Source organism: Streptomyces sp. NBC_00239 (assembly GCF_036194065.1).
Lineage (GTDB): Bacteria > Actinomycetota > Actinomycetes > Streptomycetales > Streptomycetaceae > Streptomyces.
Map to the genome: position 1 here is coordinate 5,990,209 of NZ_CP108095.1, position 23,721 is coordinate 6,013,929.

At 72.8% G+C, this 23,721-nt stretch carries 19 protein-coding genes; 9 read left to right on the forward strand and 10 right to left on the reverse strand.

The genetic code is table 11. The features are described from left to right. Window positions 1–2: 2 nt before the first annotated feature. The 5 genes from OG764_RS26325 to OG764_RS26345 all read right to left on the reverse strand — a co-directional run bounded on the left by OG764_RS26325 (window position 3) and on the right by OG764_RS26345 (window position 6,330). Entirely contained in the window at window positions 3–935 is a 933-nt protein-coding gene (locus OG764_RS26325) for a branched-chain amino acid ABC transporter permease (RefSeq protein WP_328970902.1), read from the reverse strand. 136 nt (window positions 936–1,071) lie between these two features. Further along, window positions 1,072–2,310 (reverse strand): branched-chain amino acid ABC transporter substrate-binding protein, encoded by a 1,239-nt coding sequence (locus tag OG764_RS26330; protein WP_328970903.1) that lies wholly within the window; start codon window positions 2,308–2,310, stop codon window positions 1,072–1,074. Between the two features lie 566 nt (window positions 2,311–2,876). Further along, complete coding sequence (locus OG764_RS26335) at window positions 2,877–3,293, reverse strand: hypothetical protein (protein WP_328970904.1); 417 nt, start codon at window positions 3,291–3,293, stop codon at window positions 2,877–2,879. A gap of 118 nt (window positions 3,294–3,411) precedes the next feature. After that, window positions 3,412–3,891 (reverse strand): PaaI family thioesterase, encoded by a 480-nt coding sequence (locus tag OG764_RS26340; protein WP_328970905.1) that lies wholly within the window; start codon window positions 3,889–3,891, stop codon window positions 3,412–3,414. Window positions 3,892–3,996: 105 nt separating this feature from the next. Beyond that, a complete protein-coding gene (locus OG764_RS26345; RefSeq protein WP_328970906.1) occupies window positions 3,997–6,330 on the reverse strand; it encodes an FdhF/YdeP family oxidoreductase in 2,334 nt (777 codons plus the stop codon). Window positions 6,331–6,434: 104 nt separating this feature from the next. Here OG764_RS26345 and polA point away from each other — a divergent pair, with 104 nt between their 5' ends. Beyond that, the gene (gene polA, locus OG764_RS26350) at window positions 6,435–9,155 is read left to right on the forward strand and encodes a DNA polymerase I (protein ID WP_328970907.1); all 2,721 of its coding nucleotides are present in this window, start codon (window positions 6,435–6,437) and stop codon (window positions 9,153–9,155) included. Between the two features lie 193 nt (window positions 9,156–9,348). On the opposite strand, the gene OG764_RS26355 is transcribed toward polA, so the two are convergent. Next, entirely contained in the window at window positions 9,349–10,185 is an 837-nt protein-coding gene (locus OG764_RS26355) for a DUF4184 family protein (protein WP_328970908.1), read from the reverse strand. Between the two features lie 248 nt (window positions 10,186–10,433). On the opposite strand from OG764_RS26355, the gene OG764_RS26360 reads away from it, so the two are divergent. From OG764_RS26360 to OG764_RS26370, 3 genes are all read left to right on the forward strand, one after another. Next, the gene (locus tag OG764_RS26360; protein ID WP_328970909.1) at window positions 10,434–11,738 is read left to right on the forward strand and encodes a lytic transglycosylase domain-containing protein; all 1,305 of its coding nucleotides are present in this window, start codon (window positions 10,434–10,436) and stop codon (window positions 11,736–11,738) included. A gap of 449 nt (window positions 11,739–12,187) precedes the next feature. Then, window positions 12,188–12,328: an SPW_0924 family protein gene (locus tag OG764_RS26365; RefSeq protein ID WP_328970910.1), complete on the forward strand. Its 141-nt coding sequence runs from the start codon at window positions 12,188–12,190 to the stop codon at window positions 12,326–12,328. Between the two features lie 12 nt (window positions 12,329–12,340). Further along, a complete protein-coding gene (locus OG764_RS26370; RefSeq protein WP_328970911.1) occupies window positions 12,341–13,336 on the forward strand; it encodes a DUF3068 domain-containing protein in 996 nt (331 codons plus the stop codon). A gap of 12 nt (window positions 13,337–13,348) precedes the next feature. Here the strand turns inward: OG764_RS26370 and hrpB are convergent, their stop codons facing one another. Then, window positions 13,349–15,898 (reverse strand): ATP-dependent helicase HrpB, encoded by a 2,550-nt coding sequence (hrpB, locus tag OG764_RS26375; protein ID WP_328970912.1) that lies wholly within the window; start codon window positions 15,896–15,898, stop codon window positions 13,349–13,351. An 11-nt stretch (window positions 15,899–15,909) separates the two neighbouring features. Further along, on the reverse strand, window positions 15,910–16,770 hold the full coding sequence (locus OG764_RS26380; RefSeq protein ID WP_328970913.1) for a class I SAM-dependent methyltransferase: 861 nt from the start codon (window positions 16,768–16,770) through the stop codon (window positions 15,910–15,912). Window positions 16,771–17,097: 327 nt separating this feature from the next. Here OG764_RS26380 and rpsA point away from each other — a divergent pair, with 327 nt between their 5' ends. From rpsA to OG764_RS26400, 4 genes are all read left to right on the forward strand, one after another. Continuing rightward, the gene (gene rpsA, locus OG764_RS26385; protein ID WP_328970914.1) at window positions 17,098–18,606 is read left to right on the forward strand and encodes a 30S ribosomal protein S1; all 1,509 of its coding nucleotides are present in this window, start codon (window positions 17,098–17,100) and stop codon (window positions 18,604–18,606) included. Between the two features lie 172 nt (window positions 18,607–18,778). Next, on the forward strand, window positions 18,779–19,717 hold the full coding sequence (locus OG764_RS26390; RefSeq protein WP_328970915.1) for a PAC2 family protein: 939 nt from the start codon (window positions 18,779–18,781) through the stop codon (window positions 19,715–19,717). Between the two features lie 125 nt (window positions 19,718–19,842). Beyond that, on the forward strand, window positions 19,843–20,457 hold the full coding sequence (gene coaE, locus OG764_RS26395) for a dephospho-CoA kinase (protein WP_328970916.1): 615 nt from the start codon (window positions 19,843–19,845) through the stop codon (window positions 20,455–20,457). Between the two features lie 103 nt (window positions 20,458–20,560). Further along, the gene (locus OG764_RS26400; RefSeq protein ID WP_443056053.1) at window positions 20,561–20,932 is read left to right on the forward strand and encodes a tetratricopeptide repeat protein; all 372 of its coding nucleotides are present in this window, start codon (window positions 20,561–20,563) and stop codon (window positions 20,930–20,932) included. A 73-nt stretch (window positions 20,933–21,005) separates the two neighbouring features. Here OG764_RS26400 and OG764_RS26405 read toward each other — a convergent pair whose 3' ends face one another. Together OG764_RS26405 and OG764_RS26410 are read right to left on the reverse strand one after the other, a co-directional pair. Then, window positions 21,006–21,281, reverse strand: a complete 276-nt coding sequence (locus tag OG764_RS26405) for a DUF6343 family protein (RefSeq protein ID WP_328970918.1) — start codon at window positions 21,279–21,281, stop codon at window positions 21,006–21,008. 56 nt (window positions 21,282–21,337) lie between these two features. Beyond that, a complete protein-coding gene (locus OG764_RS26410; protein ID WP_328970919.1) occupies window positions 21,338–21,967 on the reverse strand; it encodes a hypothetical protein in 630 nt (209 codons plus the stop codon). Between the two features lie 222 nt (window positions 21,968–22,189). On the opposite strand from OG764_RS26410, the gene OG764_RS26415 reads away from it, so the two are divergent. Beyond that, window positions 22,190–23,623 (forward strand): helix-turn-helix domain-containing protein, encoded by a 1,434-nt coding sequence (locus tag OG764_RS26415; RefSeq protein WP_443056054.1) that lies wholly within the window; start codon window positions 22,190–22,192, stop codon window positions 23,621–23,623. Window positions 23,624–23,721 lie beyond the last annotated feature (98 nt).

Below are 23,721 nucleotides of genomic sequence, written 5' to 3' on the forward strand. Positions count from 1 at the left end.
TCTCACGCCCGATCCGCGACGCGCTCACCGAGCAGGCCTTGTGGCCGCACGAGGAGGACGACGATGAGGAGTACGAACGCCCAGACGTTGGACCAGGCTCCACCGCCGAGCTGCTGCATGCCGGGGATGTCCTCGATGTAGGCGATCGAGAGCGATTCGGCGAGGCCGAGGACGACGCCGCCGACCATGGCTCCGTAGATGTTGCCGATGCCGCCGAGGACGGCTGCGGTGAACGCCTTGAGGCCGAGGATGAAGCCCATTTCGAAGTTGATCTGGCCCTTGTCGAGGCCGTAGGCGACGGCGGCGACGGCGGCGAACGCGGCACCGATGGCGAAGGCCATGACGATGATGCGGTCGGTGTTGATGCCCATCAGCTTCGCGGTGTCCGGGTCCTGCGCGGTGGCCTGCATGGCGCGGCCGCTGCGGCTCTTGGCGACGAAGACGCCGAGGGCGAGCATGCACAGGGGGGCGAGGACGAGGACGAAGGCGTCGGCGCGCTGGATCGTCAGGCTGTCGGTGATCTGGTAGGCGTCGCCCTTGAACTCGGGGAACGTCACTGCCTTCTTGGCGTCCGGGTAGAACTGCCACACGAGCTGCTGGAGCGCGATGGAGAGGCCGATGGCGGTGATGAGGGGGGCGAGCCTGGGCGCGCTGCGCAGGGGGCGGTACGCGAAGCGTTCCGCTGCGGTCGCGACCGCTACGGAGGCGAGTGCGCCACCGATGATCATGAGCGGGATCGCCACCAGGAGTGAAGTACCGCTGGGGAGGGCGGTGTAGGTGGTGAGGGCTCCAAAGCCGCCGATCATGAAGATCTCGCCGTGGGCGAAGTTGATGAGCTGGACGATGCCGTAGACCATGGTGTACCCGATGGCTATGAGGCCATAAAGGGCACCGAGGGCAAGGCCGTTGGCCAGCTGTTGCGGCAGTTCGTGCACCGCAGGGCCTCCGATGAGCGTGTCGGATAAGACTCCGCGCGAGGGCGCTGTTTGCGCCCTCGCGCGGTGGGGTGGTTCAGGTGGTGCGGTTCAGGCCGGGTGGCCTGGGTCCGGGCCGGGAGGGCCCGTGGGGGTGCTACTCGGTGAAGGTGTCGCTCTTGACGTCCTTCCAGGCGCCACCCTCGACCTTGTAGACGGTGAGCTGCTTGTTGGTGGTGTCGCCGTACTCGTCGAAGGCGACCTTGCCGGTCACGCCGTCGAAGGAGACCTTGCCGAGGGCCTCGACGACCTTGGCGCGGGCGTCGTCCGGGACCTTGCCGCCGTTGGCGGTGACGACGGCCTTGACGGCCTGGATGACGGACCAGGCGGCGTCGTAGGAGTAGCCGCCGTAGGCCGCGTACGGGTCCTTGTAGCCGCCGGCCGCGTAGTCGGCGATGAAGGTCTTGGCGGTGGGGAGCTTCTCGACGGGGTAGCCGATCGAGGTGGCGAGGTCGCCGTCGTTGGCCTCGGCGGACGCGGCGATGAAGGCCGGGTCGTAGATGCCGTCGCCGCCCATGACGGGCACCTTGGCGCCGGTCTTCTTGATCTGGTCGGAGAGCAGGCCGCCCTCGGGGTACTGGCCGCCGAAGTAGACGGAGTCGGCGCCGGAGGACTTGACCTTGTCGGCGGTCGTGGAGAAGTCGGTCTCCTTGACGGTGACGTGGTCGGTGTCGACGACCTTGCCGCCGAGGCGCTTGAACTCGTCGGAGAAGATCGCGGCGAGGCCGGCGCCGTAGGTCTGCTTGTCGTCGACGACGAAGACCTTCTTCTTGCCGGCGTCCTTGAAGAGGTACTGGGCGGCGAACTTGCCCTGGACCACGTCGGTGGCGGCGGTGCGGAAGTAGGTCTTGAAGGGGCGCTTGAACTCGCCCTTGCCCCAGTTGTCGCCCTGGCTGAGCGAGGGGTTGGTGTTGGCCGGGGAGACCTGCGCCAGGTTGGCGGAGGCGAAGACGCCCTGCATCTGCTGGGCGACGCCCGAGTTCAGGGGGCCGACGACGCCGAGGACTTCCTTGTTGCCGACGAGCTTGGTGGCGTTGGCCTGACCGGAGGCGGGGACCGCCTGGTCGTCGAGGGCCTCGACCTTGAACTCGACTCCGGGGACCTCGTTGTTCTTGTTGGCCGTCTTGGCCGCGAGGTCGGCGGAGTTCTTGATGCCCTGGCCGAGTGCGGAGAGCGAGCCCGTCAGCGGGGCGTCGACGCCGATGACGACGACGGTCTTCTTGCCGCCGTCGGTCTTGCCTTCGTCGGTCTTGCCGTCGCGCGATCCGCAGGCGGTGAGGGTCAGTGCTCCCGTGGTGATCACGGTGGTGAGGATGAGCAAAGAACGGTGTCGCACGATTCTTCCTTTCCCTGGCGCGGCCCCCTATGCGAGGTGCCGTTTTGTCGCCGGGCCGCACTGGGAGGTACGCGGCCGTGCTGCGATGCGCCCGGCGGCGCGGTGACTGGCCGTGACTCTAGAGCGGAGGTGGCGAGATGGGGGAGGCGGGAAAGGAGGATGTGACGCTCTTGTTATGCCAAGGCCAAGAATGTGTGCCGGTAATAGCGACAGATCGGGCGTTTGGGGGTGGGGGTGATCGTCCGCATGGTGAGAATTCCCAGCTCCGCTAAGGGGCTTGAGGGTTTCATGCTACTGACGCTGATCGTTTGGTCATTTTGGTAGCAGGGTGTGGCCGAAATATGGCGGCCGCACGCGCTTGACGTGGGAAAACGGTCTTTCGCCGGGCATTCCGCCGGGTGTGGCGATTACGGAACGTAAAGGGATGGCGAGGTGCGCGCGGTGCGGGGGACCGGGGGGTGCGGGGCGCGCAAAGGGGGTCCGACCTGCTGAGTGCGCGCCGGGGTCGCGCCGCCCGGCCGGGTGACCGGAAGGCGGACAGCGGGGTCGGGAATCCGGTGAGGGGGTCAGGCCGGGGGTCGCCAGTTCTCTGAGCTGCGGGTGGCGCCGCGCTCCTCGGTGCAGCGCTGCCGGACGCGGGGTCCGGCGAAGTCAAGTGCCGCTTGGCGGCCGCTTGTTCGCTCCTCGGCGCGGGCCTCGGCGAGGACCTGTTCGTGGATCTCGTACTGGCCGTTCGACATGCCCTTCTGCTCCCAGTCGAGGCCGGCCCACTTACCGCCCGTGAGGGCCTCGGTGATCCAGTAGGAGACGAGGGCGGTGCAGATGTCGGCGGGGCTGCTGGGGCGGGGTGCGGGGGCGCTGGTGGCCGGTGTGCCGGTCGCGGGTGGGCCGGGCGTGGCGGAACCGGTGCATCCGGCGAGTGCGAGTGCGGCGAGGAGGGCGCAGGCGGTGTGCCGGGCCGTGGTGTGCGGCGTGGTCCCCATGAGGGGAAGGTAGGCCGTCACGATCGGTGACACAACCGTCGCGGGGGGAATGCCGGGGCTCCCCGGGCGCCCTGGGGGTGCGCGGGGAGCCCGGCGGTGTGCGGTGCGGGCGGGCGGCTCAGGTGGCGGGGACGGCGGTGGCGGTGCCGGCGTCCTTGAGCATGCAGGTGAGGCGGGCGGTGCAGATCCGCTTGTCCTGTTCGTCGGTGATGACGATCTCGTAGGTGGCGGTGGAGCGGCCGCGGTGGAGCGGGGTGGCTACGCCGGTGACGAGGCCGGAGCGGGCGCCGCGGTGGTGGGTGCAGTTGAGGTCGACGCCGACGGCGATCTTGTTGAGGCCGCCGTGGAGCATGGTGCCGACGGAGCCGAGGGTTTCGGCGAGTACGGCGGAGGCGCCGCCGTGCAGGAGTCCGTAGGGCTGGGTGTTGCCTTCGACGGGCATGGTGCCGACGACGCGGTCGGCGGCGGCTTCCAGGATCTGGATGCCCATGCGGGTGCCGAGGTGTCCGGCGGAGAAGAGTGCGGGCAGGTCGACGCCGAGTCCGGCGTATTCGTCGATGACCTCTTGCGGGAACTTCACGTGGCGCTGCTCGCCCATGGGGCCGGCTCCGTTCGTAAACGACCGTTAACAAGGCTCTTCATATCAGGTGACCGGGATGCCGGTCAGGGAGGGGGAGGCGGCCGCGGACCGGCCGGGCGGAGGTCAGGCCGGGGAGACGGCCGGCTCGAAGCGGACGATCACCGACTTGCTGGCCGGGGTGTTGCTGGTGTCGGCCGTCGAGTCGAGGGGGACCAGCACGTTGGTCTCGGGGTAGTAGGCGGCCGCGCAGCCGCGCGCGGTCGGGTAGTGGACCACCCGGAACCCGGGCGCGCGCCGCTCCACGCCGTCCTTCCACTCGCCGACCAGGTCGGTGTACGCGCCGTCGGCGAGGCCGAGCTCCGCGGCGTCCTGCGGGTTGACGAGGACGACGCGGCGGCCGCCGGTGATCCCGCGGTAGCGGTCGTCCAGGCCGTAGATCGTGGTGTTGTACTGGTCGTGGGAGCGCAGGGTCTGCAGGAGCAGCCGGCCGGCGGGGACCGTCGGGTACTCGACGGGGGCGGCGGTGAAGTTGGCCTTGCCGGTGGCGGTGGGGAAGCGGCGCTCGTCGCGGGGGGCGTGCGGCAGGGTGAAGCCGCCGGGGCGGGCCACCCGGGCGTTGAAGTCCTCGAAGCCGGGCACCACGCGGGAGATCCGGTCGCGGATGACCGCGTAGTCGTGCTCGAAGTCCTCCCAGGGCGTCGCGGAGGCGGCGCCGAGGACGGCGCGGGCCATCCGGGCCACGATCGCGGGCTCGGAGAGCAGGTGGGGGCTCGCGGGGGTGAGGTTGCCGCGGGAGGAGTGGACCATGCCCATGGAGTCCTCGACCGTGACGAACTGCTTGCCGGAGGCCTGGACGTCCTTGTCGGTGCGGCCCAGGGTCGGCAGGATCAGGGCGCGGCGGCCGGTGACGGCGTGGGAGCGGTTGAGTTTCGTCGACACGTGCACGGTGAGGGACGCGTTGCGCATCGCGGCCTCGGTGACGTGGGTGTCGGGGGTGGCGCCGACGAAGTTGCCGCCCATCGCGAAGAACACCTTGGCCTTGCCGTCGCGCAGGGCCTCGATGGCGCGGACCACGTCGAGGCCGTGGTGGCGGGGCGAGGTGATGCCGAATTCCTTGTCGAGGGCGTCGAGGAAGGCGGGTGCGGGCCGTTCGAAGATGCCCATGGTGCGGTCGCCCTGGACGTTGGAGTGGCCGCGGACCGGGCAGACGCCGGCGCCGGGGCGGCCGATGTTGCCGCGCAGCAGCAGGAAGTTGACGACCTCGCGGATCGTGGCGACGGAGTGCTTGTGCTGGGTGAGGCCCATGGCCCAGCAGACGATGGTGCGCCGCGAGGCGAGGACCATGCGCAGGGCTTCTTCGATCTCCTCGCGCCGCAGGCCGGTGGCGGTGAGGGTGTCGTCCCAGTCGGCGGCGCGGGCGGCGGCGGCGAATTCCTCGTACCCGTGGGTGTGTTCGCGGATGAAGGCCTCGTCGATGGCGGCTTGGCCCGTGCCGGAGGGGCTTTCGGGCGCGCTGTCGGAGGCTTCGAGGACGAGCTTGTTGAGGAGGCGGAAGAGGGCCTGGTCGCCGCCGATGCGGATCTGGAGGAACAGGTCGTTGAGCGCCGCGCCGCGGAACATGCCGAGGGGGGTCTGGGGGTTCTTGAAGCGTTCCATGCCCGCTTCGGGCAGCGGGTTCACGGAGATGATCTTCGCGCCGGCGGCCTTGGCCTTTTCGAGGGCGGAGAGCATCCGGGGGTGGTTGGTGCCGGGGTTCTGGCCGGCGACGATGATCAGGTCGGCCTGGTGGAGGTCTTCGAGGGAGACGCTGCCCTTGCCGATGCCGATGGTCTCGTTGAGCGCCGAGCCGGAGGACTCGTGGCACATGTTCGAGCAGTCGGGCAGGTTGTTGGTGCCGAATTCGCGGGCGAACAGCTGGAGGAGGAACGCCGCCTCGTTGCTGGTGCGGCCCGAGGTGTAGAAGAGGGCCTCGTCGGGGGAGTCCAGGGCCTGGAGCTCCTCGGCGATGATCGCGAAGGCGCGTTCCCAGGTGATCGCGTCGTAGCGGTCCTCGCCGTCGGGCCGGGCGCCCCGTTCGAGCAGCACGGGCTGGGTGATGCGGCCCTGCTGGCCGAGCCAGTAGCCGCTGCGGCCGGCGAGGTCGGCGAGGGGGTGCGCGGCGAAGAAGTCGGGGGTGACGCGGCGCAGGGTGGCTTCCTCGGCGACGGCCTTGGCGCCGTTCTCGCAGAATTCGGCGGTGTGCCGCTTGTCGCCCTCGGGCCAGGCGCAGCCGGGGCAGTCGAAGCCGCCCTTCTGGTTGACCTTGAGGAGGGTCTGCGCGGTGCGCCGCAGGCCCATCTGCGCCTGGGCGATCTTGAGGGTGTGCCCGATCGCGGGGAGGCCCGCGGCAGCGTGCTGCGGGGGCGCTACCTGCGGCGCGTCCTGAACCGGATCACCTGCGGGCGGCTTGGTGGCCATGTCGCTCCCCTTTGAGCAGTCTTCTCGTACGCATCCGATCCTGTCACGCTCCTCCGCCGTCGCCGACGGCGGATTTGTCGGTGGGGGCGCCTAGGATCGGGGGCGTGGCAGATTCAGCATCGAAGAAGACCGACCAGACGACCGCAGCGGACCGCCCCCGCCTGATGCTCATGGACGGGCACTCCCTGGCGTACCGGGCGTTCTTCGCGCTGCCCGCGGAGAACTTCACGACGGCGACCGGCCAGCCGACCAACGCCATCTACGGCTTCGCGTCGATGCTGGCGAACACCCTGCGCGACGAGGCGCCCACGCACTTCGCGGTGGCGTTCGACGTGTCCCGCAAGACGTGGCGGTCGACGGAGTTCCCCGAGTACAAGGCGAACCGGTCCAAGACCCCCGACGAGTTCAAGGGGCAGGTCGAGCTGATCGGCGAACTTCTCGACGCGATGCACGTGCCGCGTTTCGCGGTCGACGGCTTCGAGGCCGACGACGTGATCGCGACGCTGGCGACGCAGGCTGAGGCCCTCGGTTTCGACGTGCTGATCGTGACCGGCGACCGGGACTCCTTCCAGCTCGTCTCGGCGCACACCACCGTGCTGTATCCGACCAAGGGCGTCTCCGAGCTGACCCGGTTCACCCCGGAGAAGGTCGAGGAGAAGTACGGGCTCACCCCGCAGCAGTACCCGGACTTCGCGGCGCTGCGCGGCGACCCGTCCGACAACCTGCCGGGCATCCCGGGCGTCGGCGAGAAGACCGCCGCCAAGTGGATCACCCAGTTCGGGTCGTTCGCCGAGCTGGTGGAGCGCGCGGACGAGGTCAAGGGCAAGGCCGGGCAGAACTTCCGGGACCACCTGGAGGCCGTCAAGCTCAACCGCGTCCTGACCGAGATGGTCAAGGACGTGGAGCTGCCCAAGACCCCCGCCGACCTGGTCCGCGTCGCGTACGACCGGACCGCCATGCTCGGCGTGCTGGACGTGCTGGAGATCCGCAACGCCTCGCTGCGCGAGCGGCTGCTGGCCGTGGACCCGGGCGCGGCCGAGGAGGAGGCCCCGGCTCCGGCGGCGGGCGTGGAGCTCGACGCCTCCGTGCTGGGCGCGGGCGAGCTGGCCCCGTGGCTGGAAGCCCACGCGGGCGGCCCGCTGGGCGTCTCCACCGTCGACAGCTGGGCGCTGGGCCAGGGCAATGTCAGCGAGATCGCGCTGGCCGCGGCCGGCGGGGCCGCGGCGTGGTTCGAGCCGTCCGAGCTGGACGAGGCCGACGAGCGGGCGTTCGCCGCCTGGGCCGCCGACGCGGCGAAGCCGAAGGTCGTGCACAACGCGAAGGGCCTGATGCGGGTCTTCCCCGAGCACGGCTGGACCCTCGCCGGCGTCACCATGGACACCGCGCTCGCCGCCTACCTGGTCAAGCCGGGCCGCCGCTCCTTCGACCTGGACGCGCTGTCCAACGAGTACCTGCACCGGGAGCTCGCGCCGGCCGCCGCCGACGGCCAGCTGGCCTTCGGCGCGGACGACACCGCGGAGGCCGAGGCGCTGATGGCGCAGGCCCGCGCGGTCCTCGACCTGGGCGACGCCTTCACCGCCAAGCTGGACGAGGTGGGCGCGGCCGAGCTGCTCCACGACATGGAGCTGCCGACGTCCGAGCTCCTCGCCCGGATGGAGCGGGCCGGCATCGCCGCCGACCGCGACCACCTGGACGCCATGGAGCAGCAGTTCGCGGGCGCGGTGCAGCAGGCGGTGAAGGAGGCGCACGCGGCGGTCGGCCACGAGTTCAACCTCGGCTCGCCCAAGCAGCTCCAGGAGGTCTTCTTCGGCGAGCTGGACCTGCCGAAGACGAAGAAGACGAAGACCGGGTACACCACGGATGCGGACGCGCTGGCCTGGCTGGCCACGCAGACCGACCACGAACTGCCGGTGATCATGCTCCGTCACCGGGAGCAGGCCAAGCTGCGCGTCACCGTCGAGGGCCTGGTCAAGACGGTCGCCGCCGACGGCCGGGTGCACACCAGCTTCAGCCAGACCGTCGCCGCGACCGGCCGGCTGTCCTCCACCGACCCCAACCTGCAGAACGTGCCGGTGCGCACCGACGAGGGCCGCGCGATCCGCCGCGGCTTCGTCGTCGGCGAGGGCTTCGAGTCCCTGATGACGGCCGACTACAGCCAGATCGAGCTGCGCGTGATGGCCCACCTCTCCGAGGACGCGGGCCTGATCGAGGCGTTCCTGTCCGGCGAGGACCTGCACACCACCGTCGCCTCCCAGGTGTTCGGCGTGGAGCGGTCGCAGGTCGACGCCGAGATGCGCCGCAAGATCAAGGCGATGTCGTACGGCCTCGCGTACGGGCTGTCCGCGTTCGGTCTCGCCCAGCAGCTGAACATCGAGCCCGCCGAGGCGCGCGGCCTGATGGAGACCTTCTTCGAGCGGTTCGGCGGGGTCCGCGAGTACCTCGGGCGCGTGGTGGACGAGGCCCGCGCCACCGGGTACACGGCGACGGTCTTCGGCCGCCGCCGGTATCTCCCGGACCTCAACAGCGACAACCGCCAGCGCCGTGAGGCCGCCGAGCGGATGGCGCTGAACGCGCCGATCCAGGGCACCGCCGCCGACATCGTCAAGGTCGCGATGCTGCGCGTGGACAAGGCGCTCACCGAGGCGGGGCTCACGTCCCGGATGCTGCTCCAGGTCCACGACGAAATCGTGCTGGAGATCGCTCCGGGCGAGCGCGCCGCGGTGGAGGAGCTCGTCCGCCGCGAGATGGGCGCGGCCGTCGAACTGCGGGCGCCGCTGGACGTGTCGGTGGGCGTCGGCCCGGACTGGGAGTCCGCCGCGCACTGACCCCGTGTGCCGTCACCGGGCGCCCGCCCTCCCGCCCGGGGAGGGCGGGCGCCCGTGTTCGTGCCCCGGGAGGCGGGCGGGCGCATGCTCTCGCTCCCGGAGACGGCCGGGCGCGTGGTCTCGCTCTCGGAGGGGGCGGGCGCGTGGTTCTCGCACCGCACCGGGCTGCCGGTGCCAGGCGGTGCATTCCGGGCTAGCCGGGGAGGGCGGGCGTCCGGGTCCGTGCGCGGGACCGGTGCCACAGCCGTACGGCCGCCCCGTACAGCAGCAGGCCGCAGGCGAGGCCGGTGCCGGCGCCGAAGCAGAGGGCGGGGATCACGTCGAGCGGGCTGGTGACCTGCGGGTCGTACGAGTACCAGAGCAGGACCCGCTGTACGGCTCCGGCGACCGTGGCCGCGGCGAGCAGCGCCACGGCCGCGGTGCGTTCGCGGCGCCCGAGGCGGGGTACGGCCGCCGGCACGGTCGCCGTGGCGGGCTGGAGGCGCACCGCGGTCCACAGGAACCAGCCGAGGACGCCGAGCGCCACCGCGGATCCCGCGTACTGCACGACGGAGAACACGGGCTGCCCCCACACGACCCGGTTCAGGAACGGCAGGGCCTCGGTGCCCCAGCGGTCGTGGTGCGTGAAGCTGTCCCACACCACGTGGGTGACGGAGCCCGCCACCGCGCAGACGTAGAACCAGGCGGCGAGCGCCAGCCGGGCCCGGCCCCGCCAGTGCTCGCCGCGCGCCACCGCGTACACCCTGCCGCGCAGGCGGGCCGGCAGCAGCGCGGTGAGGGGTTCGCGCAGCAGCAGCCACACACCGGCCAGCACCGCGGTGAACACGGCGTCGACGGTCACCACCCCGGCCGGGGAGTGCGTGAACGTGCCGAAGGCCATCGCGCCCGGGACCGCGCTCGCCGCGAAGTACGTGAGGTCGGGGGCGAAGGAACCCGCGACGAGAGCCGAGCCGACGAGCGGGCCGCGGGCCCTGCCGGTGCGGCGCAGCGCCGGCAGGACGGCGGCCGCGTGGCTGAGCGTGAACGGCATGACGGCCTCTCGTGTGGATCACCGGGATCACCGGCTGCGGATCACCGGCCGGGGATCACCGGCTGGGATCAGCGGATGCGGATCAGTTGATGTGGATCACTGGATGTGGATCACGTCGTTCCAGTATGCGCAGGTGGTGCGGGTCGTGGCGAAGTGGTGAACGCTGCCGCCAACCTGTGCCGGATGTCCGGAAGTTGTCGTAAGGTCACGCGGACGCAGGAGCCGTCGAGGGGGAAGAGGGCCCGGCCATGGCAGCGAGGACAGGACGCCGGACACGGCGCGGGGCAGGACGCACGTGGCGGCGCGGGAGCGCGGCCGCGCTGGTCTCGGCGCTCGTCGTCGGTGCGGTCACCGCCTCCCAAGGACCGGCGGCGGAACGGGCGTCGGCCGCCGAGGCACACCCCGGCAGCGCCCCGCACGCCGCGCCGCCCGGCCCCGACCCGCGCGGCTCCTCCTCGTCCTCGTCGTACTACACCGCCCTGCCGCCGCTCGTCTCGCCGCAGCCCGCCGGCAGTGCCGCGCCCGGACCAGGCCCGTCCGTGACGCCCGCCCCGACTCCGCCGGCGGCCGTGCCCCGGCGGCCCGTCGCGCCGCGCTCCGCACCGGTGCTACGGATCCCGCGGACCGGGAGCCGGGGGATACCCGTGACCGTGCTCGCGGCCTACCTGCGGGCCGAGCGGACCGTGGCCGGCTCCGACGCCGGCTGCGGACTGCGCTGGCAGCTGCTCGCGGCGATCGGGCAGGTCGAGTCCGGGCAGGCGCGCGGCGGCCTCGTCGACGCGGCGGGCACCACCCTCACCCCGATCCTGGGCCCGGTGCTGAACGGCAAGGGCTTCGCGAACATCCGCGACACCGACGGGGGTGCGTACGACGGCGACAGCAGGTACGACCGGGCCGTCGGGCCCATGCAGTTCATCCCGTCCACGTGGCGCGCCTGGGGGCAGGACGCGGACGGCGACGGCCTGCGCAACCCGGGCAACATCTTCGACGCGGCGCTGGCGGCGGGCCGCTACCTGTGCGCGGGCGGGCGGGACCTGCGGGGCGCGGCCGATCTGGAACGGGCGGTGCTCAGCTACAACCGCTCGTCGGAGTACCTGTTCACGGTGCGGTCCTGGTACGCGTTCTACACGACCGGCACCCACGAGGTCCCGGACGCCCACCCGAAGCCGAAGCCGAAGCCGAAGCCGAAGCCGACGCCGACGCCCAAGCCCACGCCCACGCCGGAGCCGACGCCGACGCCGACGCCGACGCCGACGCCGACGCCGACTCCGACGCCCAAGCCGACGCCGACGCCGACGCCGACGCCGACGCCCAAGCCCACGCCGACGCCGACGCCGACGCCGACGCCGAAGCCCACGCCGACGCCGACGCCGACTTCGACGCCTAAGCCCAAGCCGACGCTGACCTCCAAGCCGAGCCCGACGTTCATCCCGGAGCCGAGCCCGAGCCCGACTCCGAAGCCGACGCCGGCGTCCTCGGCCACCCCCACGGGTTCGCCGTCCCCTGCGGCCTCCCGGAGCGCCACACCCGGCAGCGCCAGCCTCGCCGGCTGACCGTGGCGCCCCGGCCTTGTCGATGCCCTGAGGGGCAACCTCCGGCCTTGTCGATGCCCTGAGGGGCACCTCCAGCCTCGCCGGCTGACGTGGCGCCCCCCGCCTTGCCGGTGCCCTGAGGGGCAACCTTCAGCCTCGCCGGCGTTTGAGGCGCGGGTCCGGGCGGAGCCCGGTGCCCGGCGCCAGCCGGGTTGGTCTTGGGGCTCCGCCCCAAACCCCGCGCCTCAAACGCCGGCAAGGCTGGGATTTGCGCCCCGCGGGGTCGGCGAGGCTGGAGGTTGCCCCTCAGGGCACCGGTGAGGCGGAAGGGCCCCGAGCGCATCGGCAAGGCCGGGGGTTGTCGGGTGGGCACCTCCCGCCGGGCCCGCGGCGTCCGGTGTTCTCATCTGGCCCCCGCATTGCTACGGTGCCCCAGCCCTGACGCCGTATCAGATTCCGGAGGCACCGCCATGCGCGCATTGCTCGCCGCCGCCATCGGGCTGGCCGCCGCGCTGGCCCTCGTCTTCACCGCCACGGCGATCGGCCCGCCCGAAGGCGGCACGTCACCCAAGCCGCTGCTCACCACCGTCCCGCCCGCGCCCGGAAAGTAAGAGGAGGCGGCCATGCGACGCAGAGCGAGCCTCGTCCTGCTCTCCCTCGCCGTGTTCTGCACCGCGCTCGCACCGCTGCTGCGCTGGTGGATGTACCCGAGCTTCGCGAAGATCCCGCCCGGCCAGTACCAGGAGGTGGTCCTGGAGGCGAAACCCGCGACCCTCCTCGACTACGGCACGTTGAAGCCGAAGAAGGTCTCGAAGATCACCATCGTGCAGACGCTCAAGGGCAACGTCGAGCGCTCCGAGGAGATCGAGGCCGACGCCGGCAAGGACGTCGTCGTCTGGGACGCGCTCACCTACATGGCCGGGCCCGACGACAAGATGGTGTCGTCCGTCCCCGAGCGGTACATCTTCGACGCCCACACCCAGGACCCCGTCCACGCCACCGGCGAGATGGTCGACGGGGACCCGGTCCGGCGCGAGGGCATCGAGTACAAGTGGCCCTTCTTCACCGAGCCGCGCGACTACCTCTACTTCGACGCGCAGAGCCGTACCTCCGCGCCGATCCACTACGTGGGCCCCCGCAAGTTCCGCGGTCTGGACGTCTACTACTACGAGCAGACGATCCCGTGGACCAAGGTGCCCTTCCCCAAGAAGATGCCGCTGCCGGGCTTCGACGCGTCGACCATCGAGAAGTCCTTCGGGACCAGCCGCTGGTACACGACGAAGCGGATGTTCTGGGTGGAGCCCGTGACGGGCGCGCCCGTCAACGGCGAGGAGATCCACACCGAGGAGCTGCGCGGCGGGTCGCTGACCGCGGCGGCGCCGGGCCAGAGGCTGGTCGTGTTCGACGGGCACGTGAAGATGCGCGAGGACTACCTCCGGCACACGGTGGAGCTGGTCGCCTCGAACCGGACCAAGATTCTCTTCCTGCACACGTACGCGCCCGGCGGGCTGGTCGTGGGGGGTGTCGCGCTGCTGGCCCTCGCCCTCTGGCTCGAAGCCCGCGCCCGGCGCCCCGAACCCCGCGACGCCACCGCCCCGGACGCCCCCGACCCCACCTGACCGCGACCCGTCTCAGCGTTTGAGGCGGGCGTTGGTGTGGCGGGTGGGTTCGGCGGTCGCGGGGTCTTCCGGCCACGGGTGCCGGGGGTAGCGCCCGCGCAGCTCGGCCCGCACCGCCCGGTACCCCCCGGCCCAGAAGGACGCCAGATCCGCGGTGACCGCCGCCGGCCGCCCGGCCGGCGACAACAGGTGTACGAGGACCGGCACCCCCGGCACCCCACCCACCCGCGGCGTCTGCCGCAGCCCGAACATCTCCTGGAGCTTCACCGCCAGCACCGGCTGTTCCGCCGAGTAGTCCAGCCGGATCCGGGAACCGCTCGGCACCTCCAGCCGCTCCGGCGCCAGCTCGTCGAGGCGGGCCGCGTGCCCGGTCGCCCAGGGCAGCAGCCGGTTCAGCGCCTGGCCCGCGTCGATCCGGGCCAGGTCCGACCGCCGCCGGGCCCGCGACAGCTCCGGTTCCAGCCAGTCGTCGGGCCGCGCCAGCAGCGCCTCGTCCGAGACGTCCGGCCACGGCTCGCCCGCCACCCGGTGCAGGAAGCCGAGCCGGGCCCGCAGTCCCGCCGCGTCCGGGGTCCACCGCAGCAGCCCGAGCCCCTCGTCGCGCAGCCCGTCCAGGAGCGCGGCCCGCAGCAGGGCCGGATCGGGGTTCTTCAGGGCGCGCGCGGCCAGCTCGATCGCGCCCAGCCGTTCCACACCGCGGGCGAGCACCTCGCCGCCCTCCCAGCGCACCTCCTCGCCCGCGGACAGCAGGTGCCCGGCGGCGGCCCGGGCGGTGTCCTCGTCGAGTACGGCGCCCAGCCGCACCCGCGCCGAGGCGGCGTGCGCGCCGCGGTCCGCGACCGCCACCGCCAGCCAGGGCGCGCTGCGCAGCGCGGACCCGTCCGCGAGTTCCGCGCCGGTGCCGGACGCCATCAGGAACGCGCCCGCGCCCCGCGCCCGCGCCACCCGCTCGGGAAACGCCAGCGCCGCCACGAGCCCGGCCACGGCGTCGTCCCCCGGCCCACCCTGCTGCGAGTCCCCGCCCCCGCCCCCCGCGGCCGCCTCGGCCGCCCGGCTCAGGCGCCGGACTTCGGTGCGCCAGCGCGCCGCATAGCCGTCGCCGCCGCGGCGGGCCGTGCGCCATGCCGCCGCCAGGTCGTCGCCGTAGTCGCGCGGCGGTTCCTCGCTGAGGAGGGCCACGACCTCGGCGGCCCGCCGGGCGCCGGTCTGCGGGGCCGCGTCCAGCAGGGCGCGGGCCAGGCGCGGGTGCAGGCCCAGTCGGGCCATGCGGCCGCCGCGGGCGGTGGCCCGCCCCGCCGCGTCCACGGCGCCGACCGCGGCCAGCACCTCGCGGGCCGCGGCCATCGCCCCGGCCGGCGGGGCGTCGAGCAGCGCCAGCCCGGTCGCGTCCGGGTCGCCCCAGCAGGCCGCCTGCAGGGCGAAGCCGGCCAGGTCGGCGAGCTTGATCTCGGGCGCGGGGAACGCGGACAGCCGGCCGTGCTCGGCCTCGGACCAGCACCGGTACACGGCGCCGGGGGCCTCGCGCCCGGCCCGGCCCGCCCGCTGCCGCGCCGCCGCCCGGGAGGCCCGTACGGTCGTCAGGGAGCCCAGGCCGCGGGCGTGGTCGGTGCGCGGCTCGCGGGCCAGGCCGGCGTCCACCACGATCCGCACGCCGGGCACGGTCAGGCTGGACTCGGCGACCGCCGTCGCCAGGATGACCCGGCGTCCGGTGCCGCCCGCGAGGACCGCGTCCTGTACGGCGGCCGGGGCCCGGCCGTGCACCTGGAGGACCTCCGCTCCCACCGCCCCGAGCTGCCCGGCGACCCGGGAGATCTCCCCCACGCCCGGCAGGAAGCACAGCAGGTCGCCGTCCCGCTCGGCCAGTGCGCGCCGCACCACCGCGGCGACGTGCGTCAGCAGCGCCGGGTCGACCCGCATCCCGTGCGGGGGCCGCACCGGCCGGGCCGGCGGCGCCCACACCCGCTCCACCGGGTACGAGACGCCGGCGGCCTCGACCACCGGGGCGTCGTCCAGCAGCCGGGCCCAGCCCGCCGCGTCGGTGGTCGCGGAGGCCGCCACCAGCCGCAGCTCCGGGCGGAGCGTGGCGCGCACGTCGAGGAGGAAGGCGGCGACGGTGTCCGCGTCCAGGTGGCGTTCGTGGCACTCGTCGAGGACCACGACGTCGACCCCGGACAGCTCCGGGTCCCGCTGCAGGCGCTGGAGCAGCACACCGGTGGTGACGACCTCCACCACGGTGGCCGGGCCGGCGACCCGCTCGCCGCGGACCGTGAAGCCCACCCGGGCGCCGGGTTCCTCGCCCAGCAGCCAGGCCATCCGGCGGGCCGCGGCGCGGGCCGCGATCCGGCGGGGCTCCGCGACCAGCACCCGGCGCGCCGGGAGGCCGTCGCCGGGCCGCCCGTCCGGGCCGGCCAGCCCGGCCAGCACGAGCGGGACCAGGGTGGTCTTGCCGGTGCCGGGCGGCGCGCAGAGCACGGCGGTGCCGTGGGTGTCCAGGGCGGCGGTCAGGGCGGGCAGGGCCTCCCGGACCGGGAGGGCGGCGAGCGCCTCGGTGCGTATCGACACGGGCAAGGCCGTCAGTCCCGCTCGCAGACGAAGATCGCCGTGCCGGGGATCAGGTGGCCGCGCAGCGGGGACCAGCCGCCCCACTCCTGGCTGTTCCAGGCCGGCCACTCGGGCTCGACCAGGTCCAGCAGCCGGAAGCCGCCGGCGACGACGTCCCGCACCCGGTCGCCGAGCGTCCGGTGGTGTTCGACGTACAGGGCCTCGCCCGTCTCGTCCTGCTCCACGTACGGCGTGCGGTCGAAGTAGGAGGCCGACACGGACAGGCCCTCGGCGCCGGGCTCGTCCGGGAACGCCCAGCGGATCGGGTGGGTGACGGAGAAGACCCAGCGGCCGCCCGGGCGCAGGACCCGCCGCACCTCGCGCATCACGTTCACGGGGTCCGCGACGAAGGGCACCGCTCCGTACGCCGAGCACGCCAGATCGAAGGAGCCGTCGCGGAAGGGCAGCGCCCCGGCGTCCGCCTGGACGAGGGGTACGTCACCGTCGCCGATCCGCAGCGCGTGCTGGAGCTGGCGGTGGGAGAGGTCCAGGGCCACCGGCCGGGCGCCCCGGGCGGCCAGCCAGCGGCTGCACTGGGCGGCGCCGGCGCCGATCTCCAGGACGTCCTTGCCGTGCAGGGCTGCGGCCGGGCCGAGCAGGGCCGCGTCCGCCTCGTCGAGTCCTTCCGGCCCCCAGACGAAGCGGTCGTCGCCGAGGAAGGCGCCGTGCTCGCTCTGGTACTCGTCGGCGTTGCGGTCCCACCAGCCGCGGCTGGCCCGGCTGCTCTCCGCTTCTCCGGCGTCACGCCGGGTGGCCTCGGCGTCGTCGGATTCCCCGGCTTCCGCATCGATTGCCTCGTACACGCCTTCGGAGACGTCATCCTCTTGGTTCATCGGGCCCGCCGTCGTAGTCTTCGCACCACGCAGCCGTGCCTGTCGGCACACGAGTTGTGCCGTTTGTGCGGTGTTCTGTCCGGGGTCGGCGCCTTCGCGCATTGACCCTGTCCGGCTGCCCCCGTATGCTACAAGTTGCGCTGCGAGCCTGTGCTCCTCAGACCTAGCAGGCTGCGCTTGCTTCTGTTGATGTCCCCTCGGTTTTCGAGGCCCTACCGCTCTGCGGATTCGGGCTTCCTTGGCTGTCCGGCTTCGGCAGATGCCGATAAGGGCTCCCGGCGTAGCAGTACCTACGACTTTCTGTCCGTAACCGGAGCCCTTTCCCACATGACGAGCAGCACCGAGACCACCGCCACCACTCCGCAGGTTGCGGTCAACGACATCGGCGACGCGGACGCGTTCCTCGCGGCGATCGACGAGACGATCAAGTACTTCAACGACGGCGACATCGTCGACGGCGTCATCGTCAAGGTGGACCGGGACGAGGTTCTCCTCGACATCGGTTACAAGACCGAGGGCGTCATCCCGAGCCGCGAGCTCTCGATCAAGCACGACGTCGACCCGAACGAGGTCGTCAAGGTCGGCGACGAGATCGAGGCCCTGGTTCTCCAGAAGGAGGACAAGGAAGGCCGTCTGATCCTGTCCAAGAAGCGCGCTCAGTACGAGCGTGCCTGGGGCACGATCGAGAAGATCAAGGAAGAAGACGGCATCGTCACCGGTACCGTCATCGAGGTCGTCAAGGGTGGTCTCATCCTCGACATCGGCCTCCGTGGCTTCCTGCCGGCCTCCCTCGTCGAGATGCGTCGCGTCCGCGACCTCCAGCCCTACGTGGGCAAGGAGCTCGAGGCGAAGATCATCGAGCTGGACAAGAACCGCAACAACGTGGTCCTGTCCCGCCGCGCCTGGCTCGAGCAGACCCAGTCCGAGGTGCGCCAGACGTTCCTCACCACCCTGCAGAAGGGTCAGGTCCGCTCCGGCGTCGTCTCCTCGATCGTCAACTTCGGTGCCTTCGTGGACCTGGGTGGCGTCGACGGTCTCGTCCACGTCTCCGAGCTGTCCTGGAAGCACATCGACCACCCGTCCGAGGTTGTCGAGGTCGGCCAGGAAGTCACCGTCGAGGTCCTCGACGTCGACATGGACCGCGAGCGCGTCTCCCTGTCGCTGAAGGCGACGCAGGAAGACCCGTGGCAGCAGTTCGCCCGGACCCACCAGATCGGTCAGGTCGTCCCGGGTAAGGTCACCAAGCTGGTTCCGTTCGGTGCGTTCGTCCGCGTGGACGAGGGCATCGAGGGCCTGGTCCACATCTCCGAGCTGGCCGAGCGCCACGTCGAGATCCCGGAGCAGGTCGTCCAGGTCAACGACGAGATCTTCGTCAAGGTCATCGACATCGACCTTGAGCGTCGCCGGATCTCGCTGTCGCTGAAGCAGGCCAACGAGTCCTTCGGTGCCGACCCGGCCTCGGTCGAGTTCGACCCGACCCTCTACGGCATGGCCGCGTCGTACGACGACCAGGGCAACTACATCTACCCCGAGGGCTTCGACCCCGAGACCAACGACTGGCTCGAGGGCTTCGACACCCAGCGCGAGACGTGGGAGCGCCAGTACGCCGAGGCGCAGGTCCGCTTCGAGCAGCACCAGGCGCAGGTCATCAAGAGCCGCGAGGCCGACGAGGCCGCTGCCGCCGAGGGCGCTGCCGCCCCGGCCGCCGGTGGCAACGCCGGTGCGGGCATCTCGGGTGGTTCGTACTCCTCGGAGTCGGACGACACCTCCGGCGCCCTGGCGTCGGACGAGGCCCTGGCCGCGCTCCGCGAGAAGCTGGCCGGCGGCCAGAGCTGATCGCAGCGCATCGCGCCCCGGCGCGAGGCTGAGCTGAACCGGTAAGGCCCGTCCCCTTCGGGGGGCGGGCCTCACCGCGTTTCACGGCATGTTCATGTGCCCGTTCACGCGCGGGGGAATGGTCGCGACTCCTCGTACGTTCTTGGCATTGACGCGAGGAGGAGTGGTAACCGTGCTTGATCCACAGGGTTTGTACGAATGGGACGCCAAGGGCCTGGCGGTGGTCGACCTGGCTCTGGCCCAGGACTCCGCCGGACTGGTCATGCTCTACCACTTCGAGGGGTACATCGACGCGGGGGACACCGGGGAGCAGATCGTCGGGCGGCTGCTCGACACGCTGCCGCACCAGGTCGTGGCCCGCTTCGACGCGGACCGGCTCGTGGACTACCGGGCCCGCCGCCCGCTGCTGACCTTCCAGCGCGACCACTGGACCGAGTTCGAGGCGCCGGAACTCGACGTACGGCTGGTGCAGGACGCCACCGGCGCGCCCTTCCTGCTGCTCTCCGGCCCCGAGCCGGACGTGGAGTGGGAGCGCTTCGCCAAGGCCGTCGAGCAGATCGTGGAGCGGCTCGGCGTCCGGCTGTCCGTCAACTTCCACGGCATCCCGATGGGCGTGCCGCACACCCGGCCCGTCGGCATCACCCCGCACGGCAACCGCACCGACCTGATGCCCGGCCACCGCAGCCCGTTCGACGAGGCCCAGGTGCCCGGCAGCGCCGAGTCGCTCGTCGAGTTCCGGCTCGGGCAGGCCGGCCACGACGTGCTGGGCGTCGCCGCGCACGTCCCGCACTACATCGCCCGCTCCCCGTACCCGGACGCCGCGTTGACGGCGCTGGAGGCGATCACGGCCGCGACCGGACTGGTGCTGCCGGGCGTCGCGCACTCGCTGCGCGCCGAGGCGCACCGGACCCAGACCGAGATCGACCGTCAGATCCGGGAGGGCGACGAGGAACTGGTCTCGCTGGTCCAGGGCCTTGAGCACCAGTACGACGCGGCGGCCGGCTCCGAGACCCGCGGCAACATGATCGCCGAGCCCGCGGAGATCCCGTCCGCGGACGAGATCGGGCGCGAGTTCGAGCGCTTCCTGGCGGAGCGCGAAGGCGACGCGTAGCAGGCAGGCAGGCAGGCAGGCAGTCGGTCGGCGGCCGGGCCCGGGCGGGTGGGGCGCGGTCGTCCGGGCGGGTGGGGCGTACGCCGCTCTTCTGGGGCGGCGGCGGCCGGTCTAAGCTTCGGCCCATGCTGAAAGTGGGTCTGACGGGCGGCATCGGCGCCGGCAAGAGCGAGGTGTCCGGGCTGCTGGCCCGGTACGGAGCGGTGATCGTGGATGCGGACCGCATCGCGCGGGAGGTCGTGGAACCGGGCACCCCCGGACTCGCGGCCGTCGTCGAGGCCTTCGGGGAGTCCGTACTGACCCCCGAGGGAACCCTCGACCGGCCCGGGCTCGGTGCGATCGTCTTCGCCGACCAGGAGAAGCTGCGCACGCTCAACGCGATCGTGCACCCCCTGGTCCGGGACCGCTCGGCCGAGCTGGAAGCCGCCGCCGGGCCCGGCGCGATCGTCGTGAACGACGTGCCGCTGCTCGCCGAGAACGGGCTGGCGCCGCTGTACGACCTGGTGGTCGTGGTGGACGCGGCGCCCGAGACGCAACTGGCCCGCCTGACCGGTCGGCGCGGGATGGCCGAGAGCGAGGCCAGGGCCCGGATGGCGGCGCAGGCCACGCGCGAGCAGCGGCTCGCCGTCGCCGACCTGGTGATCGACAACGACGGTCCGCTTGCGGCGCTGGAGCCGCAGGTCCGGAAGGTGTGGGCGGAGCTCGTCGAACGGGCCGCCGCTGCCGCCGAAACGGGCTGACCGCGGGCGCGGGCCGACCACGACGGGCACGGATGGGCGGGGCGGGTACGGGCGCGGCCCGTGCCCGGAGTGGAACACCCTGGAAGTGGGAAGGAACGTGGCCGTGTCCGACAAAAGCGGTACCAGCCCGGAGACGCACGTCATCGACTACCGCGCCGCCGAACAGCTGCTCGCGGCCCGGGACCCGCGGGGTGCCGTCAAGCTGCTCGACTCGGTGATAGCGGTGCACCCCGAGAACACCGCGGCCCGGCTGCTGCGGGCCCGGGCCTTCTTCGCTGCCGCCCAGCTCCGTCCCGCGGAGCTGGAATTCGAGCTGGTGCTGGAGCGGGAGCCGGACAACGCCTTCGCGCACTTCGCGCTGGCCCGGACCCTCCAGCGGTCGGGACGGCCCGAGCCCGCCAGGCGGCACTTCAGGCTGGCGGCGGCCCTCGACCCGAATCCGGAGTACCTGGCGGCGGCCCGCTTCGAGGACTGAGGCCCCCCGGGCGACGACTCCCGGGCGACGGCTCCCGGGGTTCTGCGGCGGTGCGCGGCACCGGCCGGGCGGATCACCGGCCGGGCGGGTCGTCGTGGCCGGGCGGCTCGTAGGGCGGGATGTCGGGGCCCGGCTGGTAGTGGGCGCCCTGGTGGAGGCGGTGCACGACCACCATCAGGTCGGCGCCGATCAGGAGCGTCAGCAGGGCACAGGTGATCGCCCAGCCGGGCCGCTCGGACAGCGCGAACACCGCGGTGCCCGCGACCGCCCAGATCATGCCCCAGACGCTGAGCCAGAACCGCAGTCGCAGAGGGCTGCGGGCGGTCAGCGGTTCGTTACCGGTACGCATGGCCATCGCCTCGCCTCACGTACATGGTCTCACCGCTGCCGCCCGCAGGCGGTCCGCTACGGGTTGAGCTTCTTGACGGCCGTGACGGTCGTCTTCTTGAAGGCGGTGGCCGGCGCGTCCACCAGGGTGCCCATCTGCGACCAGTCGACGACGGTGACGGTGGAGCCGTCGCGGCCGATGCCGAAGAGGTTCACGCCGTGCTCGGAGTCCGGGACCGCGGTGTGGACGCCGTAGACGTGGGCGCCCTCCTCGACGGTGAGCTTGCCGTAGTCCTTCCAGCTGGCGGTGCCGCCGGAGGTCTTGCGCAGCCAGTCGGCGGCGCAGGCCGCGACCTTCTTCTCCAGGGCGGCGGCCAGCTTCTTGGCGTCGGCCTCGGAGGCGGCGCGGACCGACAGCTGGAGGGCGTGGGCGTCCACGTCGGTGCCGAACTCGCGGTGCCACACGTTCGTGGCGGGGAGCGTCTTGCCGAGGCAGAAGACGGGGTGCTCCGGCAGGCCCTTCTTGACGGGGCCCGCGGTCCACGCGGAGCTCGGGTGCTTGGGCAGGTCGGTGCCCTTGATGAAGCCGGGCGCGGTCGGAGCGGCGGCCTTGGGAGCGGCGGTGGCGGTGGTGACCGGCACGGCGACGGCGATGACGGCGGCCGCGGCGAGGGCGGCGCCCGCAAGGGCGGTGGAACGCTGGAACACGGTGGTTCTCCCCGTTGTGAAGCGATGTGTTCGGCTGGTGCACCAGAAGGTTCGCCCACACCCGGGGTCGCGGACAATGGAGCCGCGCCGATACGGGACACTGGAACGGCTGAACATGCGGTGACCTGGGGGAACACCCGCCGCATGGAACGGCGTTGCGGAACAGGGGAAGTCGTGGGCGGGATGGAACGAGCATCGGAGACCGAGGCATTCGCATGCCTCATGCGGGAGTTGAAGGGGCGGGCGGGGCTCAGCTACGGCACCCTCGCGCGGCGGCTGCACACGAGCACGTCGACGCTGCACCGGTACTGCAACGGGGACGCCGTGCCCGCGGAGTTCGCCGTGGTCGACCGGTTCGCCCGGGCCTGCGGGGCGTCGCCGGCCGAGGCGCTGGACCTGCACCGGGCCTGGCTGCTCGCCGACGCCCGGCGGCGGGCGGGCGTACGGGAGAACACGGCGCGCGCGGAGCCGGCCGTACCGGCGCAGGCGCCGGCCGGGGCGCCGGCCGGGACGGTGGCCGGGGCGGTGGCCGAGGCGTCGGCGGCAGCGGTGACCGAGGCGGTGACCGAGGCGGCGGCTGAGGAGCTGTCAGGGGCCGCGCCGGCGGCCGCGGGTGGCGCGGAACCGGCGGGTCGCGCGGAACCGGCGGATCGGGTGGATCCGGCCGGTGGGCAGCTTCCGGCCGTGCTGGTGGGGCCGACGCCGGTGCCGGCGGCAGGGACGCCCTGGTACCGGCGTCGTGGGCGGGCGGTGGCCGTGGCGGGCGCGGCGGCCGGGCTGATCGCCGTACTGGCGCTCGCGGCCGGTCTGCCCGGTGGCGACGCGGAGCGGAAGGACGGGCTGCGTCCGCCGGCGCCGCTCACCGGCACCCGGATCCCCGGGGGCGGGGCCGCCCCGACCACGGCCGGCTCCGCCACGCCGTCCCCGTCGGCCGCACCCAGCCCGTCCGGCACGACGGCGACCGCGCAGGCCTCCGTGCCTCCGAGCGGCCGCCCGTCGGCGCGGCCGTCCGCGAGCCGTACCGGCCCGGCGGCCGTGCCCGCGCGGCCGCTGACCCTCGGGGTGCGCTCGCAGGTCTGGCAGAACGGCTGCGACCACGCGTACCTCATCGGGCGCCGCCCGCAGGACGTGCCCGCACCGCCCGTCGAGCAGGACGCCGCGGTCTGGGCGTCGGCGCAGCGCGCCGTGCACGCCGAGCGCCAGATCGTCGAGGTCACGGTGGCCGGGCGGACCGCGCATCCGGTGGTGCTGCAGGCGCTGCACGTGCGCGTGACGGGCCGCGGGACCCCGCTGCCCTGGAACGTGTACACGATGTCCCAGGGGTGCGGCGGCTCGCTCACGCCCGCCGTCTTCACGGTCAATCTGGACGCGCCGCGTCCGCTGGCGCGGCCCGTTGCCGGGCACGACGGGGAGCACGAGATCCCGGCCCCCGCCCTGCCGATGCGGGTCTCGGCCCGGGAGCCCGTGGTGCTGCGCGTCGAGGCGAGCGCGAGCGGCTGCGACTGCGGCTGGTACCTGGAGCTCCGGTGGACCGCCGGCGGCAGGTCGGGGACCGCCCGCATCGACGACGGCGGACGGCCGTTCCGTACGAGCGCGGCGGCGGGACGGCCGACGTACGGTTACGCATCGGAGTCGGGACGCTGGACCGCCGGCTGACCCGCACCGAGACGGTCGGTGTCTGCGCAGGTCAAGGGCGTTGTCAGTGATCGCGCCTAGACTCGCATTGAGTGATCGGCCGACGTGTTGCCGGGGGA